Origin of the sequence: Actinoplanes sp. NPDC051851 (genome assembly GCF_040681165.1) — a bacterium.
Classification (GTDB): domain Bacteria; phylum Actinomycetota; class Actinomycetes; order Mycobacteriales; family Micromonosporaceae; genus Actinoplanes.
The window spans coordinates 19,607-36,598 of the sequence record NZ_JBFAYF010000026.1 but is presented as its reverse complement, the minus strand read 5'-3'; the positions used below and the strand labels follow the sequence as shown (position 1 = coordinate 36,598).

The following is a 16,992-nucleotide window of genomic DNA, read 5'->3' as shown; positions in this document are numbered from 1 at the left end:
GGCTAGCGTGGTGACGGGTGCTCGGTGGCGTGGAGAGTGCCGAGCAGGGTGAGCGCCCCGGCGCTGGGGCTGCCGGGTTCGGGCTGGTAGACGACGAGCATCTGCCCGGGCGCCGCGCGTACGTCGAAGGACTGCGAGGTGAGCGAGAGCGAGCCGACCTCCGGATGTTCGATCTCCGTGGCGTCCTGGCTCTTGCCGTAGACCGTCGGTGAGTCCCACAGCGCGGCGAACGTCTCACTCGCCGCGTTCAGGGATGCGACGAGGTCACGCAGGCGCGGGTAGTCCGGGTCGGTCCCGGCGGCGTGACGCAGCCCCGCCACGATCGACGCGGCGAACGCGTCCCAGTGGCGGAAGAACCGCGGGGCCGCCGGGTCGAGGAAGGTCATCCACGCCAGGTTGCCGATCGCCGCGAACGGGGAGAACAGCGCCTCGGCCAGGGCGTTCGCCGCGAGCAGATCCTTCGCCGGATCGAGTACGAACGCCGGGGCGCTGGTGTGCGCGTCGAGGAGGTGCCGCAGGGGACCGCTGATCGTCAGCCGCGGCGCACGACGGGTGCCCGACGCCGTCCCGGCCAGCCGGTACAGGTGCTCGCGCGCGGGCTCGTCCATCCGCAGGGCGGCGCTGATCGCGTCCAGGATCTGCGGTGACGGACCGCGCTCACGGCCCTGTTCCAGCCGGGCGTAGTAGTCGCTGTTCATGCCCGCCAGTACGGCGACCTCCTCGCGCCGCAGCCCGGCCACCCGCCGCCGGCCGTAGGAGGGCAGTCCCACGTCCTCGGGGCGCAGGCGGGACCGGTGAGCGCGCAGGAACTCGCCGAGATCGTTTCCGGTCATGCCCCGAGGTTAGGCCGGGCGGCGCCACGGTGCCTGGGTACGCCGTACCCAGGAAGGAACCGTCCTGGTAGTGCGGGTGGCGGCGGCCGAGGCTGGCGGCATGAAGACAGTTCTCATCACCGGGGTCAGCAGCGGTCTGGGCCGCGCCTTCGCCGTGGCCGCGCTGGCCGCCGGGCACGCCGTCGTCGGCACGGTCCGCTCCGACGCCGACGCGACGTCGTTCGCCGGCCTGCACCCGGCGAACGCGCACGCCCGCGTCCTCGACGTCACCGACGACGCGGCGGTCGTCGCGACGATCCGCGAGGTGGAGGAGTCCGTCGGCCCGATCGACGTGCTGATCGCCAACGCCGGGTACGGGCTGGAGGGCACGTTCGAGGAGACGCCGCTGTCGGCCGTGCGCGCCCAGTTCGCCGTGAACGTCTTCGGCGCCGCGGCCACCGTCCAGGCCGTTCTGCCGTACATGAGGGACCGTCGCCGCGGCCACATCCTCGGCGTCACCTCGATGGGTGGCCTGGCCGGTTTTCCCGGGGTCTCCGCCTACTGCGGCAGCAAGTACGCCCTCGAGGGCATCCTGGAATCCCTCGCCCAGGAGGTCGCGTCCTTCGGCATCCACGTCACCGCGGTGGAGCCCGGCTCGTTCCGCACCGACTGGGCAGGGCGCTCGATGACCCGGGCACCGCGCACGATCGCCGACTACGACGAGCTGTTCGACCCCCTCCGCGCCGCCCGCCGCGACGCCCACGGCCGGCAACTCGGCGACCCGGCCCGCGCGGCCGCCGCCGTGCTGCACATCCTCGACACCCCCGAGCCGCCGCGGCATCTCGTCCTCGGCTCCGACGCCCTGCGGATCGTCCGGGCCGGCCGCACCGCCGTCGACGCCGACATCGACCGCTGGGAGCAGGTGTCCCGCTCCACCGATTCACCTCGGTGATCCGCGCCCAGCCGGCGTAGCAGGGCCGGGCGGTGATGCCGACGCCGCAGGCCGGTCAGGCTCGGGCCGATCACCGGAGCCGGTGACGAACGAGAGCACGATGACGGCGAGCACGACGAGCGGCACCAGGAAGAGGAGGATCGGCAGGAGCGCTTCGTGTGTAGCTGATCACGCCGAACGTCTCCACGCCGATGAGCAGCCGGAGGCCAGCGCCGGTGAATTGGATCGCGCGTGTTCAGGAGGGGTTCCCTACGCTTCGGGTATGGATCAGCGACTGGCCGCGGACCGAGCGGCGCTGCCCGAACTGTTGGAACTCACCGGCAGGTTCGCCGCGACGGCGCTGGCCGCGGTGGAGGATCGCCCGGCCGCGGTGAGCGTGCGGCCGGAGGGCTCCGCGCCGCTGCCGCGTGACGGTGTGGGGCTGGCGGCCGCGCTGGAGCTGTTCGCCCGGCGCTGGGAACCGACGTTCTCGGGCAGTGCCGGAGCGCGCTACCTCGGCTTCGTCACCGGCGGCGCCACGCCCGCGGCGGTCGCCGGTGACTGGCTGGCCACGGCCTTCGACCAGAACGCCGGCAACGGCGGCGGCTCCGGCGCCACGACGCTGGAGCTCGAGACGGTCGCCTGGCTGCGCGAGGCGTTCGGGCTCGGCGAGGCGTTCGGCGGGACGTTCGTCAGCGGGGCCACGATGTCGAACGTCGTCGGGTTGGCGATCGCCCGGGAGTGGCTCGGCGAGCGACTCGGCGTCGACGTGGCCCGGCAGGGTGTCGGGGCGCTCGGCGAGGTGGTGGTGCTCTCCGGCACGCCGCACTCCAGCGTCTTCAAGGCGCTCTCCATGCTCGGCCTGGGCCGCGACAGCCTGCGTCCGGTGACCGTGCAGCCGGACCGTGAGGCGGTCGACCTGGCCGCCCTGGAAGCGGCGCTCGCCGCCCTGGACGGGGCTCCGGCGATCGTGGTGGCGAACGCCGGGACGGTCAACACCGTCGACTACGACGACCTGGCCGCGATCGCCGAGCTGCGGGAGCGCTACCCGTTCTGGCTGCACGTCGACGCGGCGTTCGGCGGCTTCGCGGCCCTGCACCCCGAGCACGCCCACCTGGTCGTGGGGCTGGACCGGGCCGACTCGGTCTGCGTCGACCTGCACAAGTGGCTCAACGTGCCGTACGACTCGGCCGTGCAGTTCACCCGCCGGCCCGACCTGCAGGCCCGGGTGTTCCAGAACTCCGCGGCCTACCTGGGCACCCCCGGATCGCCGACCGACCTGCTCCACCTCACCCCGGAGAACTCACGGCGGCTGCGCGCCCTGGCGGCGTGGTTCTCGCTCACCGCGTACGGCATCGCCGGGCACCGGGACATCGTCGTCCGCAACGTGGCGTCGGCGCACCGGGTGGGCGCCGCCCTCGCCACGATCCCGGGTGTACGCCTTCTCGCGCCGGTCCGGTTCAACGTGGTCTGCCTGGCCGTACCGGGCGACCCGGCCGAGGTGGCCGCCGCGGTGGCCGACACCGGCGAGACGTTCGTGACGCCGACCGTCTACGCCGGTACACCCGGCCTGCGGCTGGCGTTCAGCAACTGGCGCACCGGCGAGTCCGACGAGGACCGCATCGTCGCGGCGTTCCGGAAGGTCCTCGGCTGAGCGGACCCCCGGTACCGGGGGACCGCTCAGCGCGCCAGATGGAAGGTGCTTCGGGGGCAGCGGCACGTGACGACGACGGTGACGGTCACCGCGACCGGGATCACTCGGCAGCCGCCAATTCGGCGAGCTCCTGTCGACCGCGTGGAAAAGGAGGTCATCGCCATCCGCGCGGCGCATGAGAATGTCATTTTCAACAGTTCTTAGCGGCGATCTCCGGGAGGATGCCGGCCGGCGCGACGTTGTTCAGGGGAAATCGATTCCGGGCTCGTGTGCCGGTGTCATGACGCGCCGCGGTCGAACATGCGGCCCAGCGCCTCATCGATGCAGCTCTCGGCGTGTGTCCGGTCGTCGAAACGGGGGTGCTGGACCAGCTCGTCGACCAGGAGGGCCCGTGCCCGGCCGAGCAGGCGCTGCTCGCCGGCGGAGATCCGGGTGTCGTGCCGGCGTACCGCGAGACTGTGGACCACCTGGGCCGTGGCACGGATGTCCCCGCTGGCGAGTTTGGCCTCGTACGCCTTGTAGCGGCGTGACCAGTTGCCGTCGAACTCCTCCGTGCTGAAGGCGAGGATGTCCAGCACTTCGTCGACGCGCGCGGAGTCGATCGGCTGCCGCAGCCCGACCGCGTCGACGTTCGCCACCGGGATCGTGATCTGCATGTTCGTGGCGTTGACGGTGAACGTCACGACCTCCACCGGCGCGCCGTTGACCTGCCGATGACCCAGATCGGAAACGGTGACCGCGCCGTGTCGCGGATGCATGAGGGCACTGCCGATCTCTAGATTCATTCCTGCTTCTTCCGTGCTTTCCGGTGGTGCTGGACGACCGCGGTGCCGGCCGGTAGTGGTCAGGAGCGCCGCTCTCCGAGGAATGACGGTCATCAGCGCGGAGAAATGGGCCCGACATGATTCATCATGGTGCTTCCGGCCATTAGGGTCCGAGGATTATACGGGACGCCGTGTCCCCGTCAACAGCTTCCGGAGGCAGAGCCGGAGTGGCCAGGCTGGTGTAGCCGGCGTCGCAGTCAATGGCGTTATTCACTGACCGCTTACCGGTAATTGCCAGATGGGGGCGGGCGAGCGGAGGGGGCGGACGACGGTCGCTCTACGCTGTCGGCATGGCCGGGAGTGCGCAGGACCACGATCTCCACTCGAGCACCGAACGACTGGAAGTCGCCGTCACGCTGTTGATGCTGCTGGCCGATCGGACCCGGCTGGCGTTGCTGGAGCACCTGAGCCGTGGTGAGGCCGGCGTCACCGAGTTGACCGAGGCCACCGGCGGGGCGCGGCCCGCGGTGAGTCAGCATCTCGCGAAGTTGCGGCTCGCCGGGGTCGTGACGACCCGCAAGGAGGGGCGCCGGGTCATCTACGCGGTCCGGCACGGGCATCTGAGCCGGCTGGTCGCCGAGGCGCTGAGCGCGGCCGACCACGAGCTCGGTGACCTGCCGTCGCACGACTGACCCGGGCGCTTCGCCAAAAGGGTGCATCCGTGCGCACATGTTCGTAGTATCGGTGGCGTCCCGCTCTCGTCACCGAGGGAAACGCCATGCTGCTCGTCCTGCGACATCGCACCTTCCGCCACCTGTTCGCCGCGCAGGTCGTGGCGCTGGTCGGCACCGGATTGGCCACGGTGGCGCTGAGTCTCCTGGCCTACGACATCGCCGGTGACCACGCCGGACCGGTGCTCGGTACCGCGCTGGCGATCAAGATGGTCGCCTACGTCGCGCTCGGGCCGGCCGCGGCGGTGCTGGCCGAACGGGTGCCGCGCCGGGCGCTGCTGGCCGGCATGGACGTGATCCGGGCCGGTGTGGCGCTGAGCCTGCCGTTCGTCACGCACATCTGGCAGATCCACCTGCTGGTCTTCGCCCTGCAGGCGGCCTCGGCGATCTTCACGCCGACCTTCCAGGCGAGCATCCCGGAGGTGCTGCCCGACGAGCGCGACTACACCCAGGCGCTCTCCCTGTCCCGGATGGCGTACGACCTGGAGAGCCTGTTCAGCCCGGCGCTGGCCACCCTGCTCCTGACGGTCGTCTCCTACCGGTGGCTGTTCACCGGCACGGCCCTCGGCCTGATCGGCTCCGCCCTGCTGGTCGTCTCGGTGGCGCTGCCGGCGATCCGGCCGGTGAAGCGCTCCGGCGGGCTCTCTGCCGGCGCGGCGTTCGGCACCCGGCTCTTCCGGGCCACCCCGCGACTTCGCGCGCTGCTCGCCCTCGACCTGGCGGTGGCCGGTGCCGGCGCGATCGTCTTCGTGAACACCGTGGTCGTCGTGCGGGAGGTCTTCGGGCGCCCGGCGAGCGCGGTCTCGCTCGCCCTGGGCGCCTACGGTGCCGGCTCGCTGCTCGCCGCGCTGGTGCTGCCCCGGGTGCTGCGCCGGATCTCGGACCGCCGGATCATGCTCGTCGCCGGCTTCGTGCTGCCGGCGGTCACCGCGGCGGTCGCGACGGCGACCGGGGGCGCGCCGGCAGCCTGGAAGTGGGCCCTCCTGCTGGTCTGCTGGGCGGGGATCGGTGCGGCCGGTTCGGCGGTGCTGACCCCGGGCGGCCGCGTGGTGCGCCGCTCGGCGGCCGACGCCGACCTGCCCGCCGCGTTCGCGGCGCAGTTCTCGCTGTCGCACGGCTGCTGGTTGGTGACCTACCCCCTGGCGGGCTGGCTGGCGGCCGGTGCCGGGGTGCCGGTCACCGCCGTCGTGCTGGCCGGGATCTCCCTGGCCGCCGTCGCCGCGGCCGCGATCATGTGGCCCGCGGTGGACCCCGGGGTGCTGCCGCACGTGCACACCGACCTGCCCGCGGGGCACCCGCACCTGGTGGGCGCGAAACCGGGCACCGGAGGCTTCGAGCACGGCCACGCGTTCGTGATCGACGACTGTCACGCGAAGTGGCCGAGCGCGGCCTGAGGTCCCGGTAGCCGGCGCTAGTCTGATGCGATGAGCAATCCATCGACGGAGTCCCATGTGTCTACCGGTGGTCGTCGTGCGCTGGTGGTGCGCGGCGGCTGGGACGGACACCACCCCGTCGAGGCGACCGACCTGTTCCTCCCGTACCTGAAGGAGAACGGTTTTGACGTTGTCCTGTCGGACACGCCGGAGAGCTATGCCGATCCGGAGACGGCCGACGTCGACCTGATCGTGCAGTGCTACACGATGGGGACGATCTCGCGGGACGCGGTGCGCGGGCTGCGCGCGGCGGTGGCGGGCGGGACCGGGCTCGTCGGTTGGCACGGTGGGATCGCCGACTCGTTCCGCGACGCCGCCGACTACCTGCAGCTGATCGGCGGGCAGTTCGCCTGCCACCCCAGCCGGCACCCCGACCAGCGCTCCGGTGATCAGGCGGACAACTATCTCCCGTACGCCGTGACCATCACCGCGCCGGAGCATCCGGTGGTGGCGGGCCTCGCCGACTTCGACCTGACGACCGAGCAGTACTGGGTGCTCACCGACGAGTACAACGACGTGCTCGCCACCACCACCCACCCGGCGCCGCCGTGGCACCCGTGGCACCGGCCGGTCACCGTCCCGGCGGTCTGGACCCGGGCGTGGGGCCGCGGGCGCGTCGTGGTGGTGACGCCCGGGCACAGCCTCGACGTCCTGGAGAACCCGAGCGTACGGACCATCGTCGAGAGGAGCCTGCTGTGGGCGAGCCGTTGAGGATCGGGGTCGTGGGCTGCGGGAACATCTCCGACAGGTACCTGGGCACGCTGACCGCGCTGCCGGAGACCACGGTCGTCGCGGTCACCGACCTGGACCCGGCGAAGGCCGCCGCCACCGCGGACCGGCACGGCGTCACCGCGGTCACCCCGGACGCCTTCGACGAGCTGCCGGAGGTCGAGTGGGTGCTCAACCTGACCACGCCCCGGCAGCACCTGGACGTGGCGACGCGGGCGGTGCGGAACGGCCGGTCCGTCTACAACGAGAAGCCGCTCTGCGTGTCGTACGCCGAGGCGCGGACGTTGCTGGCCGCTGCGGACGATGCCGGAGTACGGGTCGCCTGCGCGCCGGACACGGTCCTCGGCACCGGCGTGCAGAGCGCCCGGAAGGTCATCGACGACGGGCGGATCGGGCGGCCGGTCGGCGCGTCCGCGACCATGGCGGTGCCCGGGCACGAGCGGTGGCATCCGAACCCGGACTTCTACTACGCCGAGGGCGGCGGGCCGCTGCTGGACATGGGGCCGTACTACCTGTCGGCGCTGGTCACGCTGCTCGGCCCGGTCGCCGCAGTGACCGGGCTGGGCAGCCGCTCCCGGACGGAACGGACCATCGGGTCCGGTTCGCGGGCCGGTGAGACGATCCCGGTCACCGTCGACACGCACGTCACCGCCCTGCTGCGGCATGCGGGCGGGGCGCTCACCACGCTGGTGGTCAGCTTCGACACCGCGGCGACCCGGTCGGCCAACATCGAGGTGCACGGGGAGAAGGGCTCGCTGGTGGTACCCGACCCGAACGGGTTCGGGGGAGAGCCGCTGCTGCATCCGGTCGGCGGGGGGTGGCAGCCGGTGGCCGAGTGCGCCGGATATCGCGACGCCGAGCGGGGCTGCGGGCTGGCGGACATCGCGCGCAGCGCCGACCGGGCCACCGCACGGGCCGGATCCGAGCTGGCCCTGCACGTCCTCGACGTGATGGAGTGCATCCTCACCTCGGCCGCAGGTGAGGGGATGCCGGTGACCACCCGGACCGGCTGCACCGTCCCGGAGCCCGTCCCGCTGACCGCGCTGGACACCCGGGCGCCCCGCTGACCCGTCACGTTGTCGCCGGGCTCGACTCGGTGCTGCGCCGCGGCTGATCTTTTTCGGTCTCACCGTACCCACCACGGTCTACGCCCTGGCCGCGCCGGCGTTGCCGGGCAGCGTGGGCGTCGACCGGGCCCGCGGTTCCGGTACGCCGAAGCGCGCAACGTAGTGCCAGACGCGTTTGAGGTCCTGCTCGTCATGGCGGCCGTCGCGGGCCGCGTCACCGATGAGCCGGGGCGTCAGGCGGCCGTCGACGGCGATGGCGGCGCCAAGGTCGACGTAGCGCGGCCCCCGTAGCCGGGATGCCGTCGTAGCTCGGCGACGGAGAGCCGGAAGCCCCGATGCCCCTCCAGGGGACACGGCATGCGGCGGGCGGCGGGGCTACTGCTCACGATGGTGGGTGTCGAGGACGGCGATCAGATTGGTGTAGGAGCCGAGGTCGATGACTTGGCGGGCGGTGTCGGCGAATGAGGTGGTGCCGACCTGGTCGCGGAGTTCGATGAGGCGGGTGATGTCGATGGTTTGGGGCGCGCCGATGGTGAGTCGGATGGCGAGGGCCAGGATGTGCAGGTGGATGGCGGCGGTCGTGTCGCCGGTGGCGGCGCGGAGGATGGCGAGCTGACTGCGGCTGGTGGCGATGCCAGCCTGGTCGCCGAGCTGCTCTTTGATCGTGAGGGATTGCTGGTAGCGGTGCTCGGCCTCGGCGTAGTCCCCCCGCGCCTGGGCCAGGATGCCGAGTTGGTGGTGGCTGCCGCCGATGCCGGCCTGGTCGCCGAGCTGCTCGTCGATCGTGAGGGATTGCTGGTATCGGTGTTCGGCCTCGGCGTAGTGCCCTCGAAGGTACGCGAGGTTGCCGAGTTGGTGGTGGCTGTCGCCGATGCTGGCTTGGTCGCCGAGCTGCTCGCTGATCGTGAGGGCTTGCTGGTATCGGTGTTCGGCCTCGGTGTAGTCCCCCCGGTCCTGGGCCAGGATGCCGAGTTGGTGGTGGCTGCCGCCGATGCTGGCTTGGTCGCCGAGCTGCTCGCTGATCGTGAGGGCTTGCTGGTATCGGTGTTCGGCCTCGGCGTAGTCACCCTGTAACTGGGCCAGGATGCCGAGCTGGCCATGGCTGCGGCCGATGCTGGCCTGGTCGCCGAGCTGCTCGCTGATCGTGAGGGATTGCTGGTATCGGTGTTCGGCCTCGGTGTAGTCCCCCCGCGCCTGGGCCAGCATGCCGAGTTGGTGGTGGCTGCCGCCGATGCCGGCCTGGTCGCCGCGCTGCTCGCTGATGGTGAGGGCTTGCTGGTAGCGGCGCTCGGCCTCCGCGTGGTCGCCGCGAAGGTACGCGAGATTGCCGAGCGTGTGGATGTATGCGGTATAGCGGGGGGAGGTGGTGGGTAGCCAGCGCAGGGTGTCGTGGATGAGGGTGGTGGCCTGGTCCCACGCCCCCCAGTTCCGTAGCTGACTGCAGAGGTACTCGGTCAGGGTGCCAGCCGTGTCCTGGTCCCCGGCGGTGACGGCGTGGTGGCGGGCTTCGTGCATATCGTGCACGTCGGCGACCCGGTCCTGCGGCCACTGGTCGACTCGCCACTGCCAGTACGCGGCAGCGGCCTGGTGGGCTCGCAGGATCGGGTTCTTCCCCGGGTCGAGCGTCGCGGTCCGCTGCCAGCGGTGCTCCAGTTCAGTTGCGGTCCACCGATGCATGAACACGATGCCGGTGGCCGGGTCGAGGTGGATAAGGCTGGACGCGGCCAGCACCTCAAGGATCCCGGCCAGGACTGCGGGTTCCGTGTACGGCGGTGGTGGCGGCTGGTTGACGGCGCCGACGAGCTGGCGGAGGGCGTCACGATCGTCCGGAGTGAACGGGCCGTCGTCGTCGAGACCGGCCATCAGCTCGGGGGTGAGGTCGTACGCGGCGAGCAGGGCGGTGATCTCCTCACCCAGGCGTTGCCGCCGGGCGTGGTGGCTGGTGGTGTCGGCGGTGGCCTGGTCGAGGGGTTTGGGGGTGCCGGTGTGGAAGGCGAGGGCGAGGGTGGGGACGGGTTCGCGGTAGACGCTGACCGCCATCAGTACCTCGATCGTGCCCTCGATGGTGGCGAGCCGGTCGAGGTGGGCGGTGAGCAGGACATCGTCCGCGGCGAGGGTGACGGTATCGGCCAGGGCCGCGGCGAGGGTCCGGTCCTGGGCCAGCCACTCTCGGGCCTGCTGCGCGCCGAGGCGTAGTTCGGCAGCGGCGCCGAGGCGGTCGGTGATGTCGTCGAACCGGGCGTCGCCGTGGCCGAGCAGCGCGTCGAGATACTCCAGGGACCGGGGGTGTCCGCCCACGATCCGCCACACCTGCTCGGTCGTCTCCCGGTTGGTCGCGTGCCGGTCGATGTTGGGTAGCGACCACAGCAGTTTCCCGGTCTCCGCCGCCGACATCGGCCCGACCGGCACCACCCGCAACTCGCTTTCCGCGCCGCCGGGCAGCGCGAACGGATGCCGCGACGTGATCAGTATCCGGCTCCGGCCCGGATCGGCGACCCAGGCGGCGAGGAACGCGGCCAGGTGCTCGTCGGTGATGGCAACGGTGGCCTGATCGAGGTTGTCCTCGAAATTGTCCAGCACCAGCAGCACCGGCACATCCGCCAGGACATCGTCACGCAGCAGCGTCAGCCGGTCCGGCCACGGCACGTCCACCTGACCGGCGAACTGCACCGCAGCCCCCGGCGCAACGCCACGACGCACCCGTTCCAGACGGACTGCCGCACCGACCTTGCGTAGGATCACGTCCGGGTCCACCACCCCGTACAGCGGCACCACCTGCCAGGACGGGTCCGCGTCGACCGTGCGGCGCAGGATCTCCGCGGCGAGGGTGGTTTTGCCGATCCCGCCGATGCCGTGCAACACCAGCCCGGCGCCCTCGTCACCGGCCAGGACGCCCGGCAGCGTGCGCTGCAACGCCCGGCGGCCGACGAACTGCCCGACCGGGCGAGCCTCGACCGGCCCCCACCGGGCACTACGGACCACCGGCCCGGCGACCCGCTCCTGACGGTGGTCAATGACCGGCACCTGCGGCCCCCCGGCGGACACCGTCACCACACCCCACTCGTCCATCCCCGCCAGCCCGTGCGCCGCCCCGTCCCCACCGGCCAGCAGATCGGCCTGCACCCGTCGCCGGGCCTCACAGACCGCGACCAGCACATCCGGATCCGAACTGGCCGCCAACTCCGCGTACACCCGGGCGAACAACAACGTCGCGTACCGATCCGACACACTCGTCTGCGTCCCGATCACCGCGCACGCCCCGCGCTCGGCCAACCGGCCCGCGAACGAACTGCCCTGCTCCTCACCATCGGCGTCGGTGTAACACGCCGCCAATGCCACCACCGGCGGCATCCGCCCCGGCGGGATCGCCTCGGCCACCAACTCCGCAGCCGTCACCGGCCGGGCATGACCCGCCTCATCCTCCAGCACCAGGACACCGGGCCGGCCGTGCGCCGAGATGTGCAGCACATGCACCCCACCCGGCACATCCAGAGCAGCCCGGATCCCGGCCGTCGTCGCGAACGGCACCACCTCCACCCGCGCCTCGAACCGGCGAGCCTGCCGCACCGCCGCCACCACCGAGCGCAACTCCCGCTCGTAATCCAGCAGCACCCCGCCGCCGTGCTCCGGCGACGCGATCGCCACCACGATCCGCAACGGCCCCGCCAGCCGAGACCCCGCCGACGCCCCCGTCCGCCGGTACATCACCACATGCGGATGCAACGCCAGGGGCTGCCCGGTGACCGGATCCGGTAACGCCTCCCACGGCAACGCCCCAAGCTCCGGTGCCGCCACCCCCAGCCGAAGCACCAGATGCTCCCGGACCGCCCGCTCCACCAGGCCCCGCAACGCCACCGCGACCGGCTCCGGCAGAAACGACTCCGCCAGCAACACCCCCGCCGACCGCAGCGACACCAACCCCGGCCGCTCCACCACCGCCAGATCCTTCACCGCCACATCACCCCGCGGCCGGGACACCACCTCACCCGAACGGGCCCGCTCCCGCCACACATCGTGCAGCGCATGCACCAGACCCGGACGCACCCCACCATGCGGCGCCGACACGTCCACACCGCCACCGGTCAGGCGCACCTCCGCGCCGGCCACCGACAGCACCACATCCAGCGCAGCATCCCGCGACCTCATGCCCCCACCTGACGGACAGCCGGCGCCGACCGGTCACCATGCCGCGGTAGCCTTATCGCCTGATTGATTATCATTCGAGGTTTTTCGGAGATCAGACGTATCCGGACGGAAAACGGATGAGTGCAAGCGGACCTCAAACGGCGGCCTTCTTCCGGGAGATAGCCGAACGCCGGACGGTGTGGTGGGTCCGCAACGATGACGGAGGCCCGACCTTCATCCTGGAGAGCGGCGACGAGGTCTTCCCGTACTGGTCCTCGGAGAAGCGTTCGCGCACCGCCGCGGCGCTCTGGGGCCCGGGATACCGGCCCGTGTCGATGCCGCTCGACCGCTGGCGCGACAGGGCGCTCCCGGACCTGGCCCGGGAGGATCTCCGGATCGGCGTCAACTGGACCGGAGAGCGACTGACCGGGTGGGACCTGACCGTGCCCGAGGTCCTGAACCGGCTGGAACACGCACTGCGGCAGTACCGGCACTGACCGGCGCTGTTACGGTGGGCGGCATGTCGAGTCCCGAGGCGGAGAGACTCCAGCCACCGGTGTCCGGTGGCTGATCGCACAACCTGCTGACGACCCTGCCCTCGCAGGCCTCACGCCGGGCAGTGCGTCGCGCATCCGCCACGGGTCCACCGCATCGCTTCCTTCATTGACCGCGATGTAGTTGGAGCTCTCTTCATGCCGTTCGCCATCTACGTTCTCGGGCTGGCCGTCTTCGCCCAGGGAACGTCGGAATTCATGCTGTCCGGGTTGGTCGAAGCAATGGCCGCCGACCTGGACGTCTCGGTCTCGGCCATCGGTTCACTCACCTCCGCCTTCGCCATCGGCATGATCGTGGGTGCCCCGGCGGTCGCGATGCTGAGCCTGCGGTGGCCCCGCCGCCGGGCGCTGCTCGCCTTCCTGGTCGTCTTCGTCCTCGCCCATGTGGCCGGCGCCCTGACCAGCAGCTTCGAGGTCCTCTTCGGTACCCGGGTGATCGCCGCGCTGTCCAACGCAGGCTTCCTCGCCGTCGGCCTGGCGACCGCGACGGCGATGGCCGGACCGCAGGCCAAGGGCCGGGCGACCTCGGTGCTGCTGAGCGGCATCACCCTCGCCTGTATCGCCGGCGTCCCGCTCGGCGCGGTGGTGAGCCAGGCGTGGGGCTGGCGGTCGGCGTTCTGGGCCGTCGTGATCCTCTCCACGCCTGCGGTGATCGCGATCCTGTGGTCGGTACCGGTGGCACCCGTCGATCCGAACGCGCCGAGTGCCCGGCACGAGCTGCGGGTGCTGCGCTCGCCCCGGCTGATCGTGACGCTGGTACTCGGCGCGCTGGTCAACGGTGCCACGTTCTGCTCGTTCACCTACCTCGCGCCCGTCATCACCACCGTGACCGGGTTGAGTACCGGCTGGGTCCCGGTCACGCTGGCGCTGTTCGGCATCGGGTCGTTCGTCGGCGTCAACACGGGTGGCCGGGGTGCCGACACCCGTACCGGAAAGGTCCTGGTCTTCGGTGGTGTGGCATTGCTGGCCGGCTGGCTGTTGTTCGCCGTCACCGCGGGGAACCCGGCGCTCGCGCTGATCCTCGTCTTCGTCCAGGGCGCGCTCTCGTTCGGCGTGGGGTCCGCTCTGATCGCCCAGGCGCTGTACGCGGCGGCCGGCGCGCCCACGATGGCCGGTGGGTTCGCCACCGGCGCGATGAACGTGGGTGCCGCCGCCGGGCCCGCCGTCGGTGGCCTCGCGCTCAGCGCAGGCCACGGCTACCGGTCGCCGCTGGTGGTCAGTGCCCTGCTGGTGGCCGCCGCCCTCCTGTCGGCCGGAGCGGCCCGCGCCACCGGTACCACCGATACGAAGGTTCGCGGGCCGGTGTGATCACCGTTACCAGTACGCCGATGGCGGAAGAACCTGGGCGCGGGACAACTTGTCGAGAACGTGGCTCAGACTCGCACCGACACCCCGCCCGACCAGGAACTCTCACCCGGAGAGCGGCTGCCCGCCGGGCGCCGTTTCCGGATCCTTCTCGTGCTCGGGCTGCTCACCGCGCTCGGCCCGCTCACCATCGACATGTACCTGCCCTCGCTGCCGACGATCTCCGACGACCTGCACGCCAGCAGCGCCGCGGTCCAGCTCACCCTCACCGGTACGCTGGCCGGTCTCGGCTTCGGCCAGCTGCTGGTCGGCCCGCTCTCGGACGCGTTCGGGCGCCGCCTGCCGCTGCTGGGCGGTGTCGCGGTGCACGTGCTCGCCTCGATCCTCTGCGTGTTCGCGCCCGGTCTCGCCCTGCTCGGCACGCTCCGGGTGCTGCAGGGCTTCGGCGCCGCCGCGGCCTCGGTGGTCGCGATGGCGATCGTGCGGGACCTCTTCGACGGCCAGGCCGCGGCCCGGCTCTTCTCCCGGCTGATGCTGGTCGTCGGCGTCGCCCCGATCCTCGCGCCGACCATCGGCGGTCTGGTGGTCAACTGGACGTCGTGGCGCGGCGTCTTCGTGGTGCTCGCCGCCGCCGGTGCCGGGATCATGCTGGCGTCCGCGTCGGCCCTGCCGGAGACCCTGCCGGTCGCCCGGCGTCGCAACGGTGGGCTGCTCGGTACCGCCCGTGACTACGGCCGCCTCTTCACCGACCGGGTCTACGTCGGTCTCGTGCTGGTCGCCGGGCTCGCGATGGCGGCCCTCTTCGCGTACGTCAGCGGCTCCTCCTACGTCTTCCAGGACGGCTTCGGGATGAGCGCCCAGCAGTTCGCGGTGATCTTCGCGTCCGGTGCGATCGGGCTGATCGGTGCCACCCAGGCCAACGTACGGCTGCTGCGCCGCTGGACCTCGCAGCAGATCCTCGGCGGCTCGCTGGTGGCCGGCGTCGGCTTCGCGCTGATCCTGCTGATCACCGCCGCCACCGGAGCCGGCGGACTGTTCGGCCTGCTGATCCCGCTCTGGCTGGTGCTCGCCATGGTCGGCCTGATCATGCCGAACGCCCCGGCCCTGGCCCTCTCCCGGCACGGCGAGGCGGCCGGCACCGCGGCGGCCCTGCTCGGCGCGGTCCAGTCGGTGGTCGGCGCCCTGGCTGCTCCGCTGGTCGGCATGCTCGGCGTGGGCGCGGCGGCGATGGCCGTCGTCGTCTTCGGCGGCATGGTCGCGGCCGCGCTGGTCGGTTTCCTGGTGGTCCGCCCGCACCGCCTGGTGATCGAGGACCGGGAGCCGGTGATCGTCCTCGCGCACTGACCGGCCCCCTGCCAGGATGGCGCGATGGGTTACGACCTGCACATCACCCGCGCCCTGATCGACTACGAGAGCGAGTGGTTCCCGATCCTGGCCGGCGAGGTCGAGGCCCTGGTGGCCGCCGAGCCCGACCTCGCCATCCCACCGGACGCACCGCGGCGCCCGGACTTCTGCTTCGTGCTCTGGACCGGCAGCGCCCCGGACCGCGAGCACTACCTGCTCTTCCAGTACGGCCGTCTCAGCATCAAGAACCCCGAGCCACCCTTCGTCCGCCGCATGGTCGAGCTGGCGGCCCACCTCGACGCCTGGCCGATCGGCGACAACGGTGAGCTCTACTCCTGCGACGGCGACCGGCTCCGCTCCGGCGAACGCGACTGGTCGGCGATCGCCCGCGACCGGCACTTCCTCCGCCGTCCCACCCCGATCACCCCCGGCGAGTGGGCTTCCGTCACCGCCACCCAGCCCGACTTCACCCCGATGACGAGGATCAAGACCCCACTTCCTTCCGGGGTACGCACCATCGCGTGCCCCGAGGTGTCCTGCTGGACCGCCCACCCGTCCGGCGACCCGATCCCGTTCTACGTCGACGACGGCGCGATCCAGGTCCGCCACGCCGACGCCCCGACCCGCCTGCGGATGACCGCCCTCGCCCCGGCCCTCGCCGCCACCACCGTGGACGACCACGACCGGCCGTTCTGACCGGATCAGGCAGCGTCCTATCTACGAGTTCGGCCTGCAGCCGCTCCTCCGGCGGGGGACTCGCCCACCTCATAGACGCCTCGTAGCGGGGTGGACTCCTGCGGTTCCGGGGTGCGCAGCCGCTATCGGCGGATCAAGAACTTCGTGAATGGTGACATGGCGCTGAACGCCCAGCACGGAGGCCCCGGGTGAAATTTCGAAGATCGAGGGAGCGCCCGGCGATCTGATAGCTATCCTCACTGCCTGGCATCAACCAGACATTTCCGGACAGAAGAGGAATAACGTCATGATCCACGTAGAATCGTCGCCGTCGCGCAGGGGACGCGGCCGCGCTTGCCTCGGCGCGATGCTAGCGGTCTTGGTAATGCTCGGTGCCGTCGCCCGACCCGCTGACGCCCAGACACGAACCGAGCAGCCCGGCATGGCTGCGGCGGCTATTTCGAGCGGCTGGAGCCCGGTGCCCGGTGGGGGACTGACTCCTGACGCCCCGGTCGCGGTCAATTATCTCGGCAGCCTGAACCTTTTCGTTCGTGGTATGGACGATGGGATTTGGCGCAACGTTCTGAGCGGGTCTTCGTGGAGTGGTTGGAGTCGGCTTCCGGGTGGGGGGCTCACTCCTTCCGCGCCTAGTGCGGTTGTCTATGGCGGTGCTTTGAATCTGGTGGTTCGTGGTATGGACGATGGGATTTGGCGCAACGTTCTGAGCGGGTCTTCGTGGAGTGGTTGGAGTCGGCTTCCGGGTGGGGGACTGACTCCTTCCGCGCCTAGTGCGGTTGTCTATGGCGGTGCTTTGAATCTGGTGGTTCGTGGTATGGACGATGGGATTTGGCGCAACGTTCTGAGCGGG

At 71.3% G+C, this 16,992-nt stretch carries 13 protein-coding genes; 10 read left to right on the top strand and 3 right to left on the bottom strand.

What is annotated here, in order from left to right; all coding sequences use genetic code 11:
- Positions 1-2 precede the first annotated feature (2 nt).
- Entirely contained in the window at positions 3-833 is an 831-nt protein-coding gene (locus AB0M08_RS24075; RefSeq protein ID WP_364497200.1) for a helix-turn-helix transcriptional regulator, read from the bottom strand.
- Between the two features lie 100 nt (positions 834-933).
- Between AB0M08_RS24075 and AB0M08_RS24070 the strand changes: the two genes are divergently transcribed.
- Together AB0M08_RS24070 and AB0M08_RS24065 are read left to right on the top strand one after the other, a co-directional pair.
- On the top strand, positions 934-1,764 hold the full coding sequence (locus AB0M08_RS24070) for an oxidoreductase (RefSeq protein WP_364497197.1): 831 nt from the start codon (positions 934-936) through the stop codon (positions 1,762-1,764).
- A gap of 262 nt (positions 1,765-2,026) precedes the next feature.
- Positions 2,027-3,397 (top strand): pyridoxal-dependent decarboxylase, encoded by a 1,371-nt coding sequence (locus tag AB0M08_RS24065; RefSeq protein WP_364497194.1) that lies wholly within the window; start codon positions 2,027-2,029, stop codon positions 3,395-3,397.
- Between the two features lie 278 nt (positions 3,398-3,675).
- Here AB0M08_RS24065 and AB0M08_RS24060 read toward each other — a convergent pair whose 3' ends face one another.
- Positions 3,676-4,182, bottom strand: coding sequence for a CarD family transcriptional regulator (locus tag AB0M08_RS24060; protein ID WP_364497192.1), 507 nt, complete (start codon positions 4,180-4,182; stop codon positions 3,676-3,678).
- 329 nt (positions 4,183-4,511) lie between these two features.
- Here AB0M08_RS24060 and AB0M08_RS24055 point away from each other — a divergent pair, with 329 nt between their 5' ends.
- The 4 genes from AB0M08_RS24055 (at position 4,512) to AB0M08_RS24040 (ending at position 8,121) form a co-directional block, all read left to right on the top strand.
- On the top strand, positions 4,512-4,853 hold the full coding sequence (locus AB0M08_RS24055; RefSeq protein WP_364497189.1) for a metalloregulator ArsR/SmtB family transcription factor: 342 nt from the start codon (positions 4,512-4,514) through the stop codon (positions 4,851-4,853).
- Between the two features lie 86 nt (positions 4,854-4,939).
- The gene (locus AB0M08_RS24050; protein WP_364497186.1) at positions 4,940-6,286 is read left to right on the top strand and encodes an MFS transporter; all 1,347 of its coding nucleotides are present in this window, start codon (positions 4,940-4,942) and stop codon (positions 6,284-6,286) included.
- 30 nt (positions 6,287-6,316) lie between these two features.
- Positions 6,317-7,036, top strand: coding sequence for a ThuA domain-containing protein (locus AB0M08_RS24045; RefSeq protein ID WP_364497183.1), 720 nt, complete (start codon positions 6,317-6,319; stop codon positions 7,034-7,036).
- Entirely contained in the window at positions 7,021-8,121 is a 1,101-nt protein-coding gene (locus AB0M08_RS24040; RefSeq protein ID WP_364497180.1) for a Gfo/Idh/MocA family oxidoreductase, read from the top strand. Before AB0M08_RS24045 ends, AB0M08_RS24040 begins: the two co-directional genes overlap by 16 nt.
- A gap of 375 nt (positions 8,122-8,496) precedes the next feature.
- On the opposite strand, the gene AB0M08_RS24035 is transcribed toward AB0M08_RS24040, so the two are convergent.
- Entirely contained in the window at positions 8,497-12,267 is a 3,771-nt protein-coding gene (locus tag AB0M08_RS24035) for a tetratricopeptide repeat protein (RefSeq protein WP_364497177.1), read from the bottom strand.
- A 116-nt stretch (positions 12,268-12,383) separates the two neighbouring features.
- On the opposite strand from AB0M08_RS24035, the gene AB0M08_RS24030 reads away from it, so the two are divergent.
- From AB0M08_RS24030 to AB0M08_RS24015, 4 genes are all read left to right on the top strand, one after another.
- Positions 12,384-12,743, top strand: coding sequence for a DUF2750 domain-containing protein (locus AB0M08_RS24030; RefSeq protein ID WP_364497175.1), 360 nt, complete (start codon positions 12,384-12,386; stop codon positions 12,741-12,743).
- Between the two features lie 195 nt (positions 12,744-12,938).
- Positions 12,939-14,108: a Cmx/CmrA family chloramphenicol efflux MFS transporter gene (locus AB0M08_RS24025; protein ID WP_364497172.1), complete on the top strand. Its 1,170-nt coding sequence runs from the start codon at positions 12,939-12,941 to the stop codon at positions 14,106-14,108.
- A gap of 60 nt (positions 14,109-14,168) precedes the next feature.
- Complete coding sequence (locus tag AB0M08_RS24020; RefSeq protein WP_364497169.1) at positions 14,169-15,449, top strand: multidrug effflux MFS transporter; 1,281 nt, start codon at positions 14,169-14,171, stop codon at positions 15,447-15,449.
- A 24-nt stretch (positions 15,450-15,473) separates the two neighbouring features.
- Positions 15,474-16,145, top strand: a complete 672-nt coding sequence (locus AB0M08_RS24015; protein ID WP_364497166.1) for a hypothetical protein — start codon at positions 15,474-15,476, stop codon at positions 16,143-16,145.
- Positions 16,146-16,992 lie beyond the last annotated feature (847 nt).